Origin of the sequence: Paenibacillus sp. UNC499MF, assembly GCF_900107975.1 — a bacterium.
GTDB lineage: Bacteria > Bacillota > Bacilli > Paenibacillales > NBRC-103111 > Paenibacillus_F.
This window is the reverse complement of record NZ_FNVF01000001.1, coordinates 764,887-784,525: the sequence shown is the minus strand read 5'-3', so window position 1 is coordinate 784,525 and position 19,639 is coordinate 764,887. Positions and strand designations below refer to the sequence as shown.

Here is a 19,639-nt window from a genome sequence, read left to right as displayed (position 1 = left end):
CCCGAACCATTCCTGCACGGCACGGGCGCTGGCGGGTTAGCCCTGATACAGCTCTTCGGGCTGCCCGGCGGCGCACCAGACCCGAAACCCCGTAAAGCTTGCGATCCACTCCGACATTCTCCGTAAGGCCGGAAGCACGCTCACTTCGCTGCCGCTCAGAGCGAACAAGAGCGTAATTTCATCGCCGTCCCTCGGAAAAGCGATCACCTCACAGCTCTCCGGCAGCTCCTCCGTGCCGATCCGCTCGCTTTCCTCGGCGAGGCCTGGAAGGCGGTAAAACTGGAAGGCGGGCTCGTTTTCCGTCACGATCCGCAGCGCCGCCGAGCGGTAAACCCCGTGATCAATGGGAATGCCGAGCATTCTCGCCCGCTCCCTGAACTCTTTATTATCGATGGTCCCGTTCGCCCAGCGGTGCAAAATATTGTTCCGCAGTATTTTCCAGTCTTCGTCCAGGCGGAACCGGCTGATTTCTTCCCGTTCCCAGTCCCGCAAAATATGCTTGACCGTCGATTCCAGCTCGTCGATATTGATCGGCTTGAGCAGGTAATTTTCAATGCCCAGCAAAATACCTTCCTTCACGTATTTGAATTCGTCGTAGCCGCTCAAAATAATGAATTTGGTCCGCGGATTCAGCAGCTTGACCCGGCGAAGCAGCTCCAGGCCGGTCATTTCCGGCATCATAATATCCGTGATGAGCAGATCCACGGGCTCTTCTTTCAGCTTCTCCAGCGCTTCCAGGCCGTTCCGGGCGGAGCCCGCGATCTGCAGGTCGAACTGCTCCCATGGCAGCAGGTTGTACAGTCCTTGGACGATTAGCGGCTCGTCGTCGGCAAAAAACAGTTTTCTCATGAAAGCATCTCCCCCTGTATCGCCGGAAGCGTCAACGTCACTTCGCAGCCTTGATCCGGCCCGCTGTCGATCGTGAGGCCGAATTCGCCGCCATAGTGGGAGCGTATCCGCTCGTTGACGTTGACGAGGCCCAGCGAACCTCCGCCGAGCGCCTCGGAATCCGTCTTCCTCTCCAGCCGTTTGCGGATTTCGGCCAGCTTCTCCGAGGGCATTCCCTTGCCGTTGTCCGCCACCCGGACGACGATCATCTCATCCTCGCGCACGATGCTTACGGCGATGCGGTTCGAATCCGATTCGGGCCGGAACCCGTGCACGAGGTAGTTTTCGACCACCGGCTGAATGAGCAGCTTGACTACCTGGCAGTTGGCCGCGTTTTTATCCAGGTGCGTCTCGACGTTCAGCCTGTTTTCAAAACGGTACTGAAAAAGCTTCAAGTACATGCCGTTCATCTCCATTTCTTCCGCCAGAGTCACGTTCGTCTGCTTGCGGATCATGTCCCGGAACAGGGCGGCCAGAATATAGATCATCTGCCCCACATCTCTCGCCCCGGAGGTGATGGCTTTCATGCGGATACTTTCCAGCGTGTTATACAAAAAATGAGGATTGATCTGCGCCTGCATCGCCACGAGCTCGGCATTTTTCTGCTTGATTTCCGAGCGGTATACCTGATCGATGTACGTTTCGAGCCGGTCGCACATGTAATTGAAATTTTGCGAAATATCCTGCAGCTCATCCTCGCCGTCCAGCACGATGCGGGCGCTCAAATCGCCCTCCTGAAGGCGCCGGATATGCGTCACGATTTTGCGGATCTTCTTGGAATACTGCCGGATGATCGTAAACGTGAACATAAAGCTCACCGCTATGCAAAGCGCGGTAATTCCGATCAGACTCAGACGGATCGCGTGCATACTCTGCTCGATCTGCGATTTCGGTATAATTCCGGCGATCGTCATCCCGGTATTGCCGATCGTCAGCACGTTCACCTTGGACGGCTCCTCCAGCTCCACCCAGTCCTTCTGCTCCTGCAGACGATGCCAGTACGGATAGGCCTGCCCCTGATACCGGTTCTCGGAATCGTAAATAACCTGTCCGCCGGACGTCATGATCAACATTTTAGCCCCGCGGTCCTTCAGCTTGCTCTCGACGAGCCGCTTGATCGTATCCGTATTCAGATCGAAAACAATAGCCCCGTATTTTTGAAGCGATACGGTATCTTTTAAAATATGGGTGTAGGAGTAGACAGGTCCGCTGTCTTTCCGCGCCTCCCAGAGGACGGATTGATTGTCCGTCAGCTGCCATTGATGATTGACTACGGAATCGAACCACCCGGGGCGGTCCTGCGGAAATTCCGACGGGTAATAAAACCGCTGGCTGACGGGATTCATAAAATAAAAAAACCGCTGCCCCTTGCTGTACAACAGTATATTCGCGATGGAAGGCTCGTCTTTGAGAAACGACCGGAGCTGGCTGTCGAAATTTTTGGGCTCCGTCCCGCTGCTTTGGATGTACTGGTTCAGCCGCCTTTTTAAATACTCCTCATATTCGTGCGACAAAAAATAAGTCAAATCCTCATTCACCGCCGCGTCCGTGTACAACTGCTGGATAGCCGAATACATCCGTTCGTACAGCTGATTCAAGTTAACGCTTACAATATCCAGATCTTTAAGGACGCGGTCCGTCTGCTCCCGCACGCTGCGCTGCTCATAGTACTGATAAGCCAGGATCGACACGCCCAGAAACAGCAGCACCATGACAATCGAGTAAAAAAGAAGAATTTTGTTAAACATCCGTTTTTTCAGGTGAATCCGGTAAAACGTTTTTAAGCTCGGCATGAGTCGGCACCGTCACTTTCGCTCAATTCGCGTATAAGCTTATCACCGAAGGGGGAAATTAGGCAATTGCATTCCCCTCACTCCGCGGACTATAATGGAGCTACCCTATAATCATCCGCAGCTCCATAAAGACAGGATTTTCCTCCTTTTCTCGCTCCCTAATCAGGTTCCAACAGGGGGTTTCTTCGACATGTTCCTCACCGAACACAAATTGCAGTCACGTATCCGTGAACTATCCGAGCTTCGCTACCGGGATAAACATCCCATTCCGTCTTTTCTTTCTCTGGAAGACCACCGCAAAGAAATCAATCCGGGCCTTCCCGCTCCCGCCGGGGACTGGAAGACGATGAACGTCGGAAATTCGTGGAAAGGCCGCGATCTTTATTTGTGGCTGTCCGCTGAAATACATATTCCTGAGGGCTGGTCCGGCAGACGCATTCTCGGCCGTTTCGATTTCGGCGATACGGGAGGCGGCAACAATTCGGGATTCGAGTCGTTGTTTTACTGGAACGGCAAGCCGTATCAAGGGGTCGATTCCAATCACAAGGAAGTGTTCCTTCCCGATGATGCCGCAGGTACGTCTCCGGCTCTTCTGTTCCGTCTCTGGTCGGGTCTGGAAGGAGGGGGACAGCCTCAGGATCAGACGCATGCGATCCGACAGGCCGAGTTCTGCTGGCTGGACGAAGCCGCGGACGACCTGTATTTCACCGCGCAGGCGGCGCTGGACACCGTCCGGATTCTGGATGCCAATGCCCCCGAGAGAACGGCGCTGCTTCATGCTCTGAATCAGTCGTTTAAGCTGATCGACTGGACCGAGCCCGGCTGCGGAGATTTTTACGCGTCGGTAAATGCCGCAAGAACAGATCTGAATACCCGCATCGAGGGAATGGACAAAAGATCCGACGTCACCGTGACCTGTGTCGGGCATACGCACATCGACGTGGCTTGGCTGTGGCGGCTTAAACATACCCGGGAGAAATGCGCCCGTTCTTTCTCCACCGTGATGAGGCTCATGGAACTGTTCCCGGACTACACCTTCCTTCAGACGCAGCCTCAGCTTTACGAATATGTGAAGCAGGACTACCCCGAGCTGTACGAGGCGATCAAGGAGCGCGCGGCGGAAGGCCGCTGGGAAACGGGCGGAGGCATGTGGCTGGAAGCCGACTGCAACCTCACTTCCGGCGAATCGCTTGTACGGCAGCTTTTGATCGGCACCCGCTTCCTCGCGGACGAGTTCGGCACGGAGTGCAAATATTTGTGGCTTCCGGACGTTTTCGGCTATAGCTGGTCCCTGCCGCAGATTTTGAAGAAATCCGGCATTCATACGTTTATGACGACGAAAATCAGCTGGAACCAGTACAACCGGATGCCGTTCGATACGTTCCATTGGCGCGGAATCGACGGTTCCGAGGTGCTCACGCACTTCATTACGACGCCGGAGCCTTGGTCCGGGCCCGACTCCTGGTTCTATACGTACAACGGCCAGATCATCCCGAAAACGGTAAAAGGAATCTGGGACGGCTACCGCGATAAGGAAATGAACCGGGAACTGCTGCTCTCCTACGGCTATGGGGACGGAGGCGGCGGTGTGAACCGCGACATGCTGGAGATGCGCCGCAGACTGAACAGCCTGCCCGGTCTGCCTAACGTGGAAACGGGGCGCGCGGACGCCTATTTCGAACGGCTTCAGGAAACCGTGGCGGAGACCGACGCGTACGTACACACGTGGGACGGGGAGCTGTACCTGGAATATCACCGCGGCACTTACACAAGCCAAGCTTACAACAAACGGATGAACCGCAAGCTGGAGCTCGCCTACCGCGAAGCGGAATGGCTCAATACCATGCAGAGCGTTCTCCATAACGATTGGAGCCTGTATAAAGGCAGAGAACTTACCGAAGGCTGGAAAATCATTCTCCGCAACCAGTTCCATGACATCATCCCCGGTTCTTCCATCCGTGAAGTGTACGAGGACAGCGTTATCGAGTACGAAGAAGCGGAAGCGATCGGCCGCGGCGTAGATTCGCAAGCGGTCGAGGCGATTGCCTCAGGCAAGGATCTTTCCGGCGCAGACGTCTACACCGTTTGGAACTCGTCGCCGTGGACGGTAACGGAGCTCGTGTCGATTGCGGCTCCGCAGCCGGGAAAATCCGGCCAGTGGTTTGACCACAAGGGCAATGCCCTTGTGGCGCAGCTTCACGATAATGTGTGGACCGTGGAAGTGGAAAACATTCCGCCGATGGGCTACACCACCGTTAAGTTTGAGGCCGGTCCGGGACGTGAAGATTCACCGCTTCCTTTCGTTTGGAATGGTGACGGGATAGGCACGCCGTTTTATGTGCTGGAATGGAACGCCCAGGGCCAACTGACACGCATATATGATAAAAAACAGTGGCGCGAAGTGCTGGCTCCCGGCGCAAGGGGCAACGTGCTTCAGCTTTTCGAGGATAAACCGCTTGCTCACGAGGCGTGGGATATTGATCTTTTTTATCAGGAGACTATGAAAGAAATCGTGGATTTCAAGGGCGCCGAGCTGGTCGAGGAAGGACCGCTTAAAGCCGTGATCCGTTTCAAATGGGTGTACCGGAACTCGTCCGTCAGCCAGGATCTGGTGGTGTACGCCGGCCACCCGCGCATTGATTTTGTGACGGAAGCCGACTGGCACGAGCAGAAGCAGCTGCTGAAAGCGGCTTTCCCTGTCGATATCCGAACAACGGAAGCGACCTTCGACATCCAGTTCGGCAACGTGAAGCGTCCGAATCACTGGAACACGAGCTGGGATTGGGCGCGGTTCGAGACCGTCGGGCACCAGTGGGCCGACCTTTCGGACCGGGGCTACGGCGTCAGCCTGCTCAACGACTGCAAGTACGGATACGATATCAAGAGCAATATGATGCGTCTCACCTTGATCAAATGCGCGACCCACCCGGATACCCATGCGGACCAGGGGCATCATGCGTTCACCTATTCCCTGCTTCCCCACCGGGGAGATTGGCTGCAGGGCGGGACCGTGAAAGAGGCGTGGATGCTGAACAGTCCGCTGCGGGCTTCGGAGGGAACCGCCGCGGTACCGTCCCGTTCCATGTTCACGTTGTCGGGAGACACCGCGATGATCTCCGCCGTCAAGAAAGCCGAAGATTCCGGCAAAGTCATCGTGCGTGTTCACGACTACTCCGGCAGCCGCAATATGCTGGAGCTGACGAGCGACTTCCGCATCGTTTCCTGGCGGGAGACGAACTTGATGGAGAAGCCCGAAGGGCCTGTCGTCCATGACGGGACGATTTCGTTCGTGCTTCAGCCTTATGAAATCAAAACGTTCGAGATTGAACTCGAAGCGTAAACGCCCCCGGCGTGAAACCCGGCATGAAACCCGGCGTGAAACCCGGCGTGAAACAAAAAAAGCTTCCCCAACCATACGGCGGGGAAGCTTTTTTGGTGCTGCGGCAGTTCCGCAGAGTGAGGGAAACGCGGCTCTATTCCGCTTGATCCCGGAGCGGAAGCCAATCCAGAACCCGGCTGATCTGTTGATCCCAGTAGCTCCAATCGTGGATTCTCCCCTTTTCCTCTTCATATAGGAGGGGAATGTTCAGAGCGCGCACGTAATCGCGGAAGGCGATATTTTCCTTATACAGAAAATCATCCGTCCCACAGCACTGGTAAAGCGCCGGCAGCTCCAGCTTCTTCTCCGCCGCATGCCGGGCCAGCCCGAACAGATCGCTTGCTTCCAGCAGCTCCCGGTTGTTTCCGAAAACGAGCCGGAAGTCTCGCGGAAACCGCTGCTCGATCTCACTCACCCGAGTAACGCCCGACAAGCTGGCGGCGGCCGCAAACTGTTCCGGCTTTTTCAGCGCCCATTTGAAAGCTCCGTAGCCTCCCATCGACAATCCGGCCACGAAGTTGTCCTCCCGGCGGTCCGATAACGGAAAGAAGGAACGGCATAGCTGCGGAAGCTCCTCGGACAGAAATGTCCAATAATCGTACCCGTTCTCCATGTCCGTATAAAAGCTGCGCGCCGCATTCGGCATGACGACGGCCAGCCCGAGAGGAGCGGCATACCGTTCGATAGCGGTTCTTCGCATCCAGATCGATTCGTCGTCCGACAACCCGTGCAGCAGATACAAGGTCGGGTGCCTGCGGCCCGCCGCGCTGCCCTCCAGCCCGATTTGGCCGGTCGTCCGTTGAGGCAGAATCACTTGAACAGAAGTGGACATGCCTAGTACTTCGGAATAAAAATCACATTGGATGAAAGCCATGCTGTACATCTCCTAAATGTTTATATTTACCTGCGGTAAAATAACCGTTGACTTCAAAAAAACCATAGGTTATACTCGGAATTGTCGTTTTACCGATTCATTTCGGACAACCTCATAACTATACCGATTCTTATCAAGAGTGGCGGAGGGACAAGGCCCTGCGAAGCCCGGCAACCGATCGCAGCAATATGCGCGATGACAATGGTGCCAATTCCTTCAGGATCCAGGCGGATTCTGGCAGATGAGAAGGTCGTTTTCGATACCGGAAAAGCCCTTTTTGTCTTTACAAAATGGGCTTTTTCTTATTTTTCAAGCAAAGAAGGTGAAGCAATGATTGAGATCAGAAAGCTGCGCAAGCAATACGGTAGCGGATCCCGCACAACACACGCCCTGAAAGAAATTAATCTCACGATCGAAAAAGGCGAGATTTACGGCATTATCGGCCACTCGGGCGCCGGCAAAAGCACCCTGCTCCGGACGATCAATCTTCTGGAGCGCCCGACGGAGGGCAGCGTCATCGTAGACGGCGTTGACTTGACGGCCCTCAGCACCAAAAAGCTTCAAGATCAGCGCCGCCGGATCGGTATGATCTTTCAGCATTTCAATCTCCTCTCCTCCGCCACAGTGGAAGAGAACATCGCGTTCCCGCTTCGTCTGGCCGGTACGGCCAAGTCGGAAGCGAAGCGCCGCGTCAGCGAGCTCCTGGCCCTGGTCGGGCTGACCGAGCACGGCAAGAAGTACCCCGCCCAGCTGTCCGGGGGCCAGAAACAGCGTGTCGGCATCGCGCGGGCGCTTGCGACGAATCCGCATGTCCTGCTGTGCGACGAAGCGACCTCCGCCCTCGACCCGCAGACGACGAATTCCATTCTCAATCTGCTGCTGGATATCAACCGCAAGCTGAAGATCACCATCGTGCTCATTACGCACGAAATGCAGGTTATCCGCTCCATCTGCGACCGCGTCGCCGTCATTCATGAAGGCCAGATCGTGGAGCAGGGGCCGGTGGCGGAAGTATTCCTGAAGCCGCGGCACGACGTAACCCGCCAGTTCATCGAACAGGTTGCGGATTCGGTTGAAATCGACAAGCCGGACGCGGACGGAATTCCTGCCCAGGACGGCACGGTGCTGAAAATCACCTTTCTCGGTGAAACTACGTACGAGCCGATTTTATCCAGAACGGTCCAGCAGACAGGCGTAACGTTCTCCATCCTTCAGGGAACCATTTCCCGGATGAAAAACACGCCTTACGGCCAGCTCGTCGTCCGTCTGCAAGGGCCGCGGGATGCGGCGGAGAATACGATCCGCCTGCTGCGCGAGCACGGCCTGGATGTGGAGGTGTATTCGAATGGATTGGTCTAAAATCGACTGGAGCGAGATCGGTACCGCGACGAACGACACGATGATGATGCTCGGCCTTTCGGCCCTGTTCACGTTCGTAATCGGGCTGCCGATCGGCGTGCTGCTCTATCTGACTTCAAAAGGAAGTCTGCTGGAAAACCGCACGTTCAACATCGTAATCTCGTTTATCGTTAACGTGCTGCGTTCCTTCCCTTTCATCATTCTGATGATCGCCGCGATCCCGCTGACGAAACTTCTCGTGGGCACCTCCATCGGCGTCAAGGGAACAATTCCGCCGCTCGTTATCGCGGCCGCGCCTTTCTTCGCCCGTCTCGTCGAGACGGCTCTGCGCGAGGTGGACCGCGGCATTATCGAAGCCGCCCAGTCCATGGGCGCGGGCCGGTTCCAGATCGTCCGCCGCGTCCTGCTGCCGGAAGCTCTTCCCGGCCTTATCGCCGGCATTACGATCACCACCGTTACGCTCGTATCCTACACGGCCATGTCCGGCATGGTCGGCGGCGGCGGTCTCGGTGACCTGGCGATCCGCTACGGTTACCAGCGTTTCCAGACGGAAGTTATGATCGCAACCGTCGTTATTTTGCTTATTCTCGTGCAAATTTTGCAGATGATCGGAGACCGTCTCGTTCTCTATTTCACGCGCAAATGATGCGATAGATAACCCAATCCAAGGAGGAAACCCTGATGAAAAAACGTTCACTGCTCGTCTTGTTTCTAATCGTCGCACTGACGGCTCTTGCAGCCTGCGGCAAACAAAAAGCCGAACCTTCGGCTACGGCTACACCGGCTTCCGGCGCAGGCGCCGGCGAGAAAGCCGCCGTTACATTGAAAGTCGGCGCCACTGCCGTACCGCACGCCGAAATTCTCGAGTCCGTTAAAGAGAAACTGAAAGCGGAAGGCGTTACCCTGGACATTAAAGTGTTTACGGACTACGTTCTTCCGAACACGCAGCTTAACGAGAAGCAGCTCGACGCCAACTTCTTTCAGCACCTTCCTTATTTGGAAGAGTTCAACAAAAGCAAAGGCGCTAAACTCGTCAGCGTAGGCACTGTTCATATCGAGCCGTTCGGCGGCTACTCCCGTAAAGTGAAAGCGATCGGCGAACTGAAAGACGGCGCAACGATCGCCATCCCGAACGATCCTTCCAACGGCGGACGCGCTCTCGCTCTTCTGGAGAAGAATGGCCTGATCAAGCTGAAAGAAGGCGTCGGCATTGCCGGAACCGCAAAAGATATCGTAGAAAACAAAAAGAATTTCAAAATCAAAGAACTCGAAGCGGCTATGCTTCCGCGTGTTCTGGACGAAGTGGATCTTGCCCTGATCAATACGAACTATGCGCTTGAAGCGAAGCTCGTACCTGCCAAAGATGCTCTGTTCGTTGAAGACAAAGATTCCCCTTATGCCAACATTGTCGCGGCTCGCGAAGACAACGCGAAATCCGAGGCTGTTCAAAAGCTGATTGAAGCTCTGCAAACGCCCGAAGTGAAGAAATTCATCGAAGACAAATACCAAGGCTCCGTCCTGCCTGCGTTCTAAGAACGACGAACAGGAACGAAAAACCTTTCCGCCGTATAACCGGCCGGAAAGGTTTTTTTATTGGCGTCTTGAGGCTTAGCGGTAAGCTTTAATAAATTCGACGGCCTTACGGATATCTTCCGCAGGATCGTCGCCGACTTCGCGCTCAATCGTCAGGTAGCCCTCATAACCGATTTCCTGGAGCGCCTGGAAATAGCGGTCAAAGTCGACCTTGCCTTCTCCGAGCGGCAGCTCCTCGAACAGCTCGCCCTCGCGGAGCATTTCGGCAATGCGCTCATGTGCCATCGGCTCGAAACCGACCGCTCCGTACAAGATGCGCGGATCGAATTCTTTATGGCGCAGGCCGTCTTTTACATGCGTGTGCACAATATAGTCTTTCAGCGTATAGACGCCCTGCACCGGGTCGTCGCCCGTGACCATAATCATGTTGGCCGGGTCGAAGTTGACGGATACTCCGTTCGTGCTGAGGGTGTCCAGGAAGCTCTTCAGGTGAGCGGCCGGCTCAGGACCGGTCTCGATCGCGAAGTACGCGTCCACGCTCTTGGCGTATTGACCCAGCTCCTCGCACGCTTCCTGCATCGCTTCGTAAACGTCGTCCTTCTCGGACGGAACGATCCCGATATGAGTCGTCACGATATTGGTGCCGAGTTCCAGAGCCAGGTCCAGAACGCGCTTCGATTTCTCGATCTTTTCTTTGTTATCGGCCCGGACTTGGAAGCCGTGGCCCCCGAAATCGCCTACGAGTGCCGAAACCTGAAGCCCGAGCGAATCGATATAAGCTTTAAGCTCCTTGCGCTGCGCGGCAGTCAGGTTGTCCGGGTACATCTCGCCCTTAACGGCATAAATCTGCACGCCGTCGGCGCCGACATCCTTCGCTTTCTGAAGACCTTCGCGGACGGGCAGCCCGAAACTGTCTACGATAACCCCGATCGGGTTCGGAACGCGGATACTCATAATATTGGAGTTCTCCCCTCGACTATAATCAGTTTACTTGAATTTCTTTGCCGGCTGCGCTGGATTCGTAAATTCCGCAAAGAATTTTCATCAATTCCAGACCGTCTTCCACAGGTGAAATCGTTTCATGCTTGCCCAGGCAGCAGTCAACGAAGTGCTCGATTTCGCGGCGGAAGCCCGCTTCGAAGTCGAATGTCAGATGATCGATCTGAGGCGTCGCATTCAGAATCGTATTGTGCTTCTCAGTGACGAGCATCAGTTCCGGCTCGATCTCGGCCCCGCCCTGGTCTCCGAACAGCTTGACGGAAATTTCGTCTTTCTTCGCATGCAGCGTGAAGCTGGCTTCAACGGACAGCGCCGCGCCGTTTTCGAAACGGATCAAAGCGGAAGCCATGTCTTCGACCGTATTTTTTGCCGCATCGTAATCCGCGGCTTTATAGAAACTCAAATTCTCGATATGTGAACGGTTGCCTAACTTGTCATATGTAACGGCGGAAACGGATTTCACCTTCGGTTTGCCCATCAGGTACCAGCAGAGGTCGATCACATGAACGCCGATGTCGATAACCGGGCCGCCACCGGAACGCTCCACGTCCGAAAACCAACCGCCGGGATTACCCAGACGTCTCAGAACGGTAGCTTTGGCATAGTAAACCGAACCGATCTCGCCGGAATCGATAAAGCGTTTCGCAACCTTCGTGTTCGTGCCGAAGCGGCGTACGAAACCGACCTGCAGCACTTTGCCGGACTTGCGGACGGCTTCCTGCACGGCATGCGCTTCTTCCACGGTTTTGCACAGCGGTTTCTCGACGAGCACGTGCTTGCCCGCTTCAACGGCCGCTTTGCTGATCTCCGCGTGCGTATTGTTCCAGGTGCAGATGCTGACGGCATCGATTTCGGGATCGGCCAGAAGTTGTTTGTAATCGGTAAACGTTTTCACAGCACCGTATTGTTTAGCTTTCTCTTTGGCCCGCTCTTCGTTCAAATCGCAAACGGCATGAATTTCAACTTGCTCATTTTTGGCGTACGCGCCGAAATGCAGTTCGGAAATCGAGCCGGCGCCAATAACGCCGATTTTAAGTTTTGACATGCTTCTCCTTCTCCTCCACATCTATAAGGTTGAATCTATTCCATTCTTACATGAAAAGGAAGCGTCTTCAAGCTTATTTGAAGAAGTGGTGAACACTTTTTTAATTCTATTGATTAAATATATTTATCAAACATCAAAATAATAGTTATTTACACCAAAAAAGCATAACGGAATTTTCCGTCATGCTTTTATTTTATAGAAGATTTATACCGTCTATCTGACAGGTTCATTTTATGCCTTAAAAACTTCCTGCTGGAAAGCGGCGATCGCCGAGTATTCCTCTTCCAGCTTCCGTGACAAGCCGATGAAGATCGGGAGAAGCTTGTGATAAATGCCGGCACTGGCCTTGTCAGGCTCATGCTTATGCGTTGCCCCGATCATTCCCGAAACGACGCCCAGTGAATCGGCCCGGCCCGTCGCGTACAAGCCCAGCACGGCCGCCCCCAGGCAGGAGCTCTCGATGCTTTCGGGAATGATGACTTCCTGATCGAAAATGTCGGCCATCATCTGCCTCCAGAGAGCCGAACGCGCAAACCCGCCTGTAGCGTGTATTCGCGCCGGCCGTCCGATTTTCTCTTCCATGGCCAGCAGCACCGTGTACAGGTTGAAAATGACTCCTTCCAGCACCGCGCGGATCATATGCTCCTTTTTGTGATGCAGGGTCAAGCCGAAGAAAGAACCGCGCGCATCCGGATTCCACAGGGGAGCCCTCTCCCCGCTTAAGTAAGGATGGAAAAGAAGCCCGTCGGAGCCGGGGCGGACCTGCCCCGCGATCTGGGTCAGCAGATCGTAGGAGTCGATGCCGAGCCTTTTGGCGGCCTCCACTTCCGAGGCGGCCAGCTCGTCGCGCACCCAGCGGAACAGCATGCCCCCGTTGTTGACCGGCCCCCCGATCACCCAGTACGATTCCGTCAGCGCATAGCAGAAAATGCGCCCTTTGGGATCGGTTACGGGCCGGTCCACGACCGTGCGGATGGCCCCGCTGGTCCCGATTGTCGCGGCGACGACGCCGGGCTCTATCGCGTTTACGCCGAGGTTGGACAGGACGCCGTCGCTTGCTCCGACGACAAACGGCGTAGACGGCGCAAGCCCCATCTCGGCCGCGTAAGACGCGTTCAAGCCTTCGACGACGTGAGTCGTCGGTACGGGCATGGACAGCCTGTCGGGAGTAATCCCGGCAAGCTCAAGCGCCTGCGCGTCCCAGTCCAGCGCCTGCAGGTTGAAAAGGCCCGTGGACGAAGCGACGGAGTGATCGACGAGATACGTCCCGAACAGCTTGGCAAATACGTATTCTTTAATCGAAATGAATTTGGCCGTTTGGCCGAAAATCTCGGGATGATCGTGACGAAGCCACATCAGCTTGGTGAGCGGCGACATCGGATGGACCGGCGTGCCCGTTCGCAGGTATAGCTCGTGGCCGCCCAGGTCTTTTTTTAGACGCCCCGACCACTCCGCACTCCGGTTATCCGCCCAGGTCAGGCAGCGCATCAGCGGTTTTCCGTCCCGATCTACGGGAAGCACGCTGTGCATGGCGGAGCTGAAAGAAACGAAAAGAACCTCGCCCGGCAGTATCCGGGCTTGGTCCATGACGCCTCTCACCGATTTCAGGACAGCCTGGAAGATCTCGTCCGGGTCCTGCTCGGCTGTTGATGAGGTCGGAGTATATAAAGGATAGCCGCCGCCCGCTTTGGCGGCGACCTTTCCGTTTTCTTCGAAAAGCACCGCTTTAGTGCTCGTTGTTCCGATATCGACTCCGATCATATAGCGGGTCATGCTGTTCATTTCCTACTCCTTCTTTCTCTGTTAAGACTGACGGCCCGGACGTAGGTGCCTGTCCGGGCTGTCTGCGGAACGTTCCTTAAACAAAAACACTCAGAATCATAATAAAGGCGAGACCGATCACCGACAGCAGCGTTTCCATGACCGTCCAGGATTTCAAAGTCTGCGGAACGGACAGGTTGAAAAATTCTTTCACCATCCAGAACCCGGCGTCGTTGACGTGGGAGAGGACGATGGAACCCGCGCCCGTCGCAAGGACGACAAGCTCCAGGTTAGCGCCCGGCGTGAGCGCGAGCACCGGCGCGACAATGCCGGCTGCGGTAGTCATCGCTACCGTTGCGGAACCCGTGGCCACCCGGATAAGCGCGGCTACGAGCCAAGCGAACAGGATCACGTTCACGTTAGCCTGGGTGGCGAATTCTGCTATGGCCGCCCCCACGCCGCTGCTGATCAGAACCTGCTTGAACGCGCCGCCCCCGCCGATGATCAGAATAATGGTCGCCGTCGGCGCCAGACATTCGCTGGTGAAGCGAGAGATATCTTCTTTTTTGAAGCCGCGGGCAAAGCCGAGCGAGAAGAACGAAAAGACGACGGCGATCAGCAGCGCGATAATTTCATGCCCGATGAATTCGGAGAAAACAGTCAGGCTGCTTGTGCCTTTCGGATCGACAATGTTGGCAACGGAACCGATCAGCATGAGAATGACCGGCAGGAGAATCGTAAACAGCGTAATGCCGAAGCCCGGCAAATTCCGGTTTTCGCTGACGGCAAATTGTTCGGCCAATTTGGCCGGCGGTTCGGCTTGAATCCGTTTCCCGATAAATTTACCGAACAGAGGTCCGGCAATAATCGCCGTCGGCAATCCGATCAGCAGCGAGTAAAGAATCGTTTTGCCCAAATCCGCCTTGTACGCATCAATGGCGATCATCGGCGCCGGATGTGGCGGCACAAGGCCGTGAACCGTCGAAAGACCGGCCAGAATCGGAATCCCGATCTGCAAAAGCGGCATTTTCGTTTTGCGTGCTACCGTAAAGACGATCGGGATGAGCAAAATCAGACCCACTTCAAAAAACACGGGAATCCCGACGATAAAGCCGACAACCATCATGGCCCAGTGGACACGTTTTTCACCGAACCGGTCGACCAGAGTCGTCGCGATTTTTTCGGCGCCGCCGGATTCCGCCATCATTTTGCCGAGCATGGTGCCCAGCGCGATGACGATCGCGATCGTGCCCAGCGTGCCGCCCAGCCCTCCGGTGACCGCCTTAATGACGTCCTGCGCTTTCATTCCGGACAGAAGGCCGAGCATAAGCGCCGATATAATGAGGGTAACAAACGGATTCCATTTGAATTTAGCGATAAACACCACTAAAAACACGATCGATATCAGAGTCCAGACTAATAGAGTGACGGAATGACTAAGTCCGAAAATGCTGTTCATGACTGACCTCCAGGTGAAATTCAAAATTTTATCGCCTAATAGCGCTTTCATTCGGTTTTCGATCAAACATTTATGTTGTATACCTGTCGACAAGTTTATTTGTGCGCAAGCGCCGTTCTACCGGTCGCTTACACCTTCACCCGCCTATCAGGAAGGTAAACTGGTTTCAAGAGTTTGCCGGGAATCGGCGAAATAATTGCGGACCACTTGCCCGATAACAGCGGGATCATGGGTTTCGAGACCCCTCACGATAGCGCGGTGTTTCTCGATGACTTCCAGGAGCTTGTCTTCTCCCTGCGAAAAAATTTCATCCGTTGTAATCAGAAGAACCGTGATGACGATCTGCCGGATGCTGGTCCACAAATGCAGCACCCTTTTATGACGAGCCGCTTCGATAATCGTCTCGTGAAACGTGATGTCCTGAAAGGCGAAATCCTCAGGATCGCCATGTTTTACAGCCAGCTCCATCCTGTCGATAATCTGGTTCAGTTTACCGATCAGCGAAGCCTGATTGGCTTTGGCAAGCCGGTCCTGCACGAAACTTTCGATAATAAAACGGACATCGTATAACTCCTGCACATCCGTCTGGCTAAGCCCCAGCACGACGGCTCCCATGCGTTCCAGCCGGATCAGTCCTTCGTTGGATAACGCTTTCAGAGCCTCACGGACAGGCGAACGGCTTGTGCCGAAGTCGGATGCGACGCGGTTTTCGGAAATCACTTCACCGGGTTTGATGCTCCCGCTAATAATTTGCAGTCTTAACTCGCTGGCGATGGACTCTCCCAATGAAACGCCTCTGAGCCACGCGGACGGATAACGCATAATGCACAACTCTCCTTACCGATGGGCTGAACGTACGCTGACCTTGTCCGGCGGTTGAAAAGCAGTCCCGAAGGAATCCTCTTCCCGCCTTCAAAGTCACGTCAATTGTAGCACATCTTCAGCCGGAGCATCCATGCCGGAGAAGCTTCCGGTCCGTTGTCCGGCCGGCGGGTATCCGGCGGGTATTGAGATCAATCCCCGCTTCGGACCACGGCATGTCCGCCGAATTCATTGCGCAGCGCGGCCACGACTTTGCCGTGGAACGTGTCCGTTTCCAGCGACCGGTAGCGCATGAACAAGGACATCGCGATAACCGGCGCGTTCGCCCCGAGATCCAGTGCGGTCTCCACGGTCCATTTGCCCTCGCCCGAGCTCTGCATAACCCCACGGATTCCTTCGAGCTTGGGATCTTTGGAGAAAGCCTGTCCGGCCAGCTCGATCAGCCAGCCCCGGATAACGGAGCCGTTCGACCATACTTCCGCTACCTTCTCGTAATCGAAGTCGAAGCCGCTTTTGTCCAGCACTTCGAAGCCTTCCGCGATCGCCTGCATCATCCCGTATTCGATTCCGTTATGAACCATTTTAAGGAAATGGCCCGAACCGCTCTTTCCGGCGTACAAATACCCTTTATCAACGGCCATGTCGCGGAACAGAGGCTCGATTTTACCGAACGCTTCCTTGTCTCCCCCGATCATGAAACAGCCGCCGTGCTCGGCTCCTTCCGTTCCTCCGGAAGTTCCGACATCCATGTAATGAATTCCTTGTGCGGCGAGCTTTTCGGAGCGCTCCACAGACTCTTTATAGTGGGAATTTCCTCCGTCGATAAGCACGTCGCCCGCTTGGAGAAGCGGAAGCAGAGAATCGATTACGCTGTCGACGATTTTCCCAGCCGGAACCATCATCCACACCGTTCTCGGAGCGGGAAGGCTCGCAACCAGTTCCTCCAGGTTTTCCGATGCTGCTGCGCCAAGCTCGGCGAGCCGCTTTCCCGGAGCGGGATCTTTATCGAATACGACTGCCTCATGCCCGTGACGGAGCAAATTTTGAACGAGATTGTAACCCATTTTACCGAGACCGATCATACCAATTCTCATGATGTCAATTTCCCCTTCTGGTATACTTGTATACAAGATATGTTTTTATCATAACTCCGTTCGCGGATTCTGTAAACACTCTTTTTGTAAGCGCTCTATATAACGGAATAATGTTCTTTTATTCCGCTTTCTTATATAGAAAATAATTCCTTATTGATACGGGGTGAATATCTTCAAATACCCCGTTTTCTTTATTCTGCGTCTTTTTGCTCCTGTTTAAGCGCATTTTGTACAGCCTTTTGGATAATTTCCAATTGCCCGGAGCCTTCGTTTGCCCTATTATTCCCGCTTCCGGTTAAAAAATGACGGGTTTTCACGAAAATGATTGCCATTTTCAGAAAAAATATGGCAAAACTACTTCACACGGGAACGAACGTTTGGTATACTAAAAACAAACATTCGTTCGCATACTATCGTATGCGACCCCAAGGAGGGTTTTGCTGTGAGTCTGTGGAAAAATGTCCGCTTCATCGAACGCGATTTTTGGTTTCAGAAAATGTTGAATGATACAGAGGCTCTGCATTCATGGCAGATCGACGACCTGCTGGGCGAAGCGAATGCTCAATGGGATGACTTGACTTTTAAATTTTTTGATGACGGCTCCGTCACCATTATAGATAACGATACAGACACACGAGTTTCTCCCCGAGAGCTTAAAGGCGCGGCACTCGATTTTTATATCCGCAAGCGCATCGAATTTATCCGTTCGAGCCTGCAGGAGAAGATCCTGATGTACGCCTGAACCGCCCGCCTATCCCCTCTTTACAAACCAAAAGGGAACCCCGCTTTAAAGGTTCCCTTTTTCTTCTCCTATTTTGGCCTGATCCTCCCAAACTATGCATGATTCCTCTTTTAACCCGGCCTTTACCCTGCATCGCCACCGTTATGTGACCCGAGCACCATGTACTCAGCCCGCTTTGGAACGTCCTATTTATTTCGGTTGGACGGATGACATATACATGTCGTCAAGTGATCGTTGACCAGTCCCGTTGCCTGCATGTACGCGTAGCAGATCGTTGTGCCTACGAAAGTAAATCCTTCTTTTTTAAGCGCCTTGCTCATCGCATCCGATTGAGGTGTACTGGCAGGTACTTCTTGCAGCGAACTCCAATGGTTCTGCACGGCCTGCCCGTCCACAAAACTCCAGATATAGTCGGCAAAGCTGCCCGTTTTCTCCCTGATTTTCAGAAAAGCCTGCGCATTGCGGACAAACGCGCCGACTTTCAGCCGGTTTCGAATGATTCCCGGATCCTGCAGCAGCTCGGCCAGCTTGTCCTCGCCGTACTCCGCCATTTTCTCCGCATCGAAACCGTCATACACATTCCTGTAGTGCTCCCTCTTCTTAAGTACCGTGTACCAGCTTAGACCCGCCTGCGCTCCTTCGAGACACAGCATCTCAAACAGCTTCCGGTCGTCCCTCTGCGGGACTCCCCATTCTTGATCGTGATAATTCACGTAGAGCGGGTCCTGGTTAACCCAGCCGCATCGTGTAAGTTCCATTTGTATGTACCCTCCCGTTTCTGTAAGATCTGTCATCCGGAAGACTGCGGCTGCAACCTATAGAAGGTGCAGGTGTTTTTGTAAACTTGAGCAGCTGCATCTTCTAGCTTGACCGATTTAATCCCCGCAATATGCCGTACGACGTCGGCCACCATCAACGGGTGTGTCATCCTGCCGTTATAAGGTCCTTCGAACGGCCACGGACCGTCCGTTTCGGCCATTATCAGCTCCAGCGGATAACGGGCCGCCAGCTGCCTGATTTCCTCTTCATAGGAGATATCCGGGGTTATAGATATATAATACCCTAAACCGATCATACGTTCGACTGTTTTTTCAGAACCCTTAAACCAGTGAAAATGAGCGCGTTCTATATCGTACCTCTCCAAAAGGTCAAGCACGAGGTCTGCGTCCTCGTAAACGGCGTGCAAAGCGACCGGCTTGTTATGTTTAGCGGCAAAAGCAATAAAGCGCTCCAGCAAATCCACATAGGGCTGCAGATAAAATGGCTGGCCGGCCTTCTCCGCTTCCGTCCGCATGTAATAAGGGAGACCGATTTCCCCTACAGCCACGGCCTCGTGAACGGTCTCCTCAATCCAGCCGAGAAGCTCCGCAAGCTCATCCGCCGAAGGAAGCGGCTGCTCCGGATGAAATCCGTAGGCGGGCCGGACAATGCCGGGATACCGGCGGTGCAGCAGGCGGGTTCTCTCGCAAGAAGCCAGATTCATGGACACGGCAAGCAGCATGGAGACGGGAATATCGTCCGCAATATCCTGGAAAATCAAATCCAGCTCTCGCTCCCCATACTGTTCCAGGTGGATATGAGCATCGATGTAACGGAGTTCGTCGGGATTAAGCGCCTGGCTGTCTTCCAAGGCTGCGCTCCTGTTCGTCTCAACCCCCGGCTCCTCCGTTGCTCCCTCTATCGGATCTATTATCTGGTCCGTTACCGATTCTCTTATAAATTCGGGTTCTTTTAACGGTTCCCTTATTTGCTCCATTGTCGTGTCCATTGCCGTGTTCGTTGCCGTGTTCGTTGCCGTGTCCGTTGTCGCTTCTTGTATCGGTTCCTTCATCGATTCAACCTCCGTTTCCTTCATGCCGCAGCCTCCGCTCCGGGGGTCGATTTCGTGACG

16 protein-coding genes and 1 riboswitch are annotated in these 19,639 nt (G+C 54.4%); of the genes, 5 read left to right on the top strand and 11 right to left on the bottom strand.

Going from position 1 to position 19,639, the window contains the following annotated elements; genetic code table 11:
• Positions 1-36: 36 nt before the first annotated feature.
• Both C4S74_RS26915 and C4S74_RS03585 read right to left on the bottom strand, forming a co-directional pair.
• Positions 37-849: a response regulator gene (locus C4S74_RS26915; protein WP_258042358.1), complete on the bottom strand. Its 813-nt coding sequence runs from the start codon at positions 847-849 to the stop codon at positions 37-39.
• A complete protein-coding gene (locus C4S74_RS03585) occupies positions 846-2,681 on the bottom strand; it encodes a sensor histidine kinase (protein WP_103993968.1) in 1,836 nt (611 codons plus the stop codon). Before C4S74_RS03585 ends, C4S74_RS26915 begins: the two co-directional genes overlap by 4 nt.
• Positions 2,682-2,871: 190 nt before the next feature.
• Here C4S74_RS03585 and C4S74_RS03580 point away from each other — a divergent pair, with 190 nt between their 5' ends.
• Entirely contained in the window at positions 2,872-6,021 is a 3,150-nt protein-coding gene (locus C4S74_RS03580) for an alpha-mannosidase (protein WP_103993967.1), read from the top strand.
• Positions 6,022-6,154: 133 nt separating this feature from the next.
• On the opposite strand, the gene C4S74_RS03575 is transcribed toward C4S74_RS03580, so the two are convergent.
• Complete coding sequence (locus C4S74_RS03575) at positions 6,155-6,934, bottom strand: alpha/beta hydrolase family protein (protein ID WP_103993966.1); 780 nt, start codon at positions 6,932-6,934, stop codon at positions 6,155-6,157.
• Positions 6,935-7,061: 127 nt separating this feature from the next.
• Positions 7,062-7,182, top strand: a riboswitch (SAM riboswitch).
• Positions 7,183-7,264: 82 nt separating this feature from the next.
• On the opposite strand from C4S74_RS03575, the gene C4S74_RS03570 reads away from it, so the two are divergent.
• Genes C4S74_RS03570 through C4S74_RS03560 form a run of 3 tightly spaced genes read left to right on the top strand, consistent with a single transcriptional unit; the run spans position 7,265 to position 9,826 of the window.
• Entirely contained in the window at positions 7,265-8,293 is a 1,029-nt protein-coding gene (locus C4S74_RS03570; RefSeq protein ID WP_103994262.1) for a methionine ABC transporter ATP-binding protein, read from the top strand.
• Positions 8,280-8,939, top strand: a complete 660-nt coding sequence (locus C4S74_RS03565; protein WP_103993965.1) for a methionine ABC transporter permease — start codon at positions 8,280-8,282, stop codon at positions 8,937-8,939. Before C4S74_RS03570 ends, C4S74_RS03565 begins: the two co-directional genes overlap by 14 nt.
• 35 nt (positions 8,940-8,974) lie before the next feature.
• Positions 8,975-9,826, top strand: a complete 852-nt coding sequence (locus C4S74_RS03560; RefSeq protein WP_103993964.1) for a MetQ/NlpA family ABC transporter substrate-binding protein — start codon at positions 8,975-8,977, stop codon at positions 9,824-9,826.
• Positions 9,827-9,901: 75 nt separating this feature from the next.
• Here C4S74_RS03560 and C4S74_RS03555 read toward each other — a convergent pair whose 3' ends face one another.
• The 6 genes from C4S74_RS03555 to gnd all read right to left on the bottom strand — a co-directional run bounded on the left by C4S74_RS03555 (position 9,902) and on the right by gnd (position 17,006).
• A complete protein-coding gene (locus C4S74_RS03555) occupies positions 9,902-10,780 on the bottom strand; it encodes a sugar phosphate isomerase/epimerase (RefSeq protein WP_103993963.1) in 879 nt (292 codons plus the stop codon).
• A gap of 28 nt (positions 10,781-10,808) precedes the next feature.
• The gene (locus tag C4S74_RS03550; RefSeq protein ID WP_103993962.1) at positions 10,809-11,870 is read right to left on the bottom strand and encodes a Gfo/Idh/MocA family protein; all 1,062 of its coding nucleotides are present in this window, start codon (positions 11,868-11,870) and stop codon (positions 10,809-10,811) included.
• A gap of 231 nt (positions 11,871-12,101) precedes the next feature.
• Positions 12,102-13,652, bottom strand: coding sequence for a gluconokinase (gntK, locus tag C4S74_RS03545; protein WP_103993961.1), 1,551 nt, complete (start codon positions 13,650-13,652; stop codon positions 12,102-12,104).
• 76 nt (positions 13,653-13,728) lie between these two features.
• Positions 13,729-15,090 carry a GntP family permease gene (locus tag C4S74_RS03540; RefSeq protein WP_103993960.1) on the bottom strand — a complete coding sequence of 454 codons (1,362 nt, stop codon included), beginning with the start codon at positions 15,088-15,090 and terminating at the stop codon, positions 13,729-13,731.
• Positions 15,091-15,237: 147 nt separating this feature from the next.
• Entirely contained in the window at positions 15,238-15,912 is a 675-nt protein-coding gene (locus C4S74_RS03535; RefSeq protein WP_103993959.1) for a GntR family transcriptional regulator, read from the bottom strand.
• 191 nt (positions 15,913-16,103) lie between these two features.
• A complete protein-coding gene (gene gnd, locus C4S74_RS03530; RefSeq protein ID WP_103993958.1) occupies positions 16,104-17,006 on the bottom strand; it encodes a phosphogluconate dehydrogenase (NAD(+)-dependent, decarboxylating) in 903 nt (300 codons plus the stop codon).
• Between the two features lie 442 nt (positions 17,007-17,448).
• Between gnd and C4S74_RS03525 the strand changes: the two genes are divergently transcribed.
• On the top strand, positions 17,449-17,748 hold the full coding sequence (locus C4S74_RS03525; RefSeq protein ID WP_103993957.1) for a hypothetical protein: 300 nt from the start codon (positions 17,449-17,451) through the stop codon (positions 17,746-17,748).
• Between the two features lie 185 nt (positions 17,749-17,933).
• Here the strand turns inward: C4S74_RS03525 and C4S74_RS03520 are convergent, their stop codons facing one another.
• Positions 17,934-18,506, bottom strand: coding sequence for a DNA-3-methyladenine glycosylase I (locus C4S74_RS03520; protein ID WP_103993956.1), 573 nt, complete (start codon positions 18,504-18,506; stop codon positions 17,934-17,936).
• A gap of 32 nt (positions 18,507-18,538) precedes the next feature.
• Positions 18,539-19,603, bottom strand: coding sequence for a TatD family hydrolase (locus tag C4S74_RS03515; protein WP_258042357.1), 1,065 nt, complete (start codon positions 19,601-19,603; stop codon positions 18,539-18,541).
• Between the last annotated feature and the right edge of the window lie 36 nt (positions 19,604-19,639).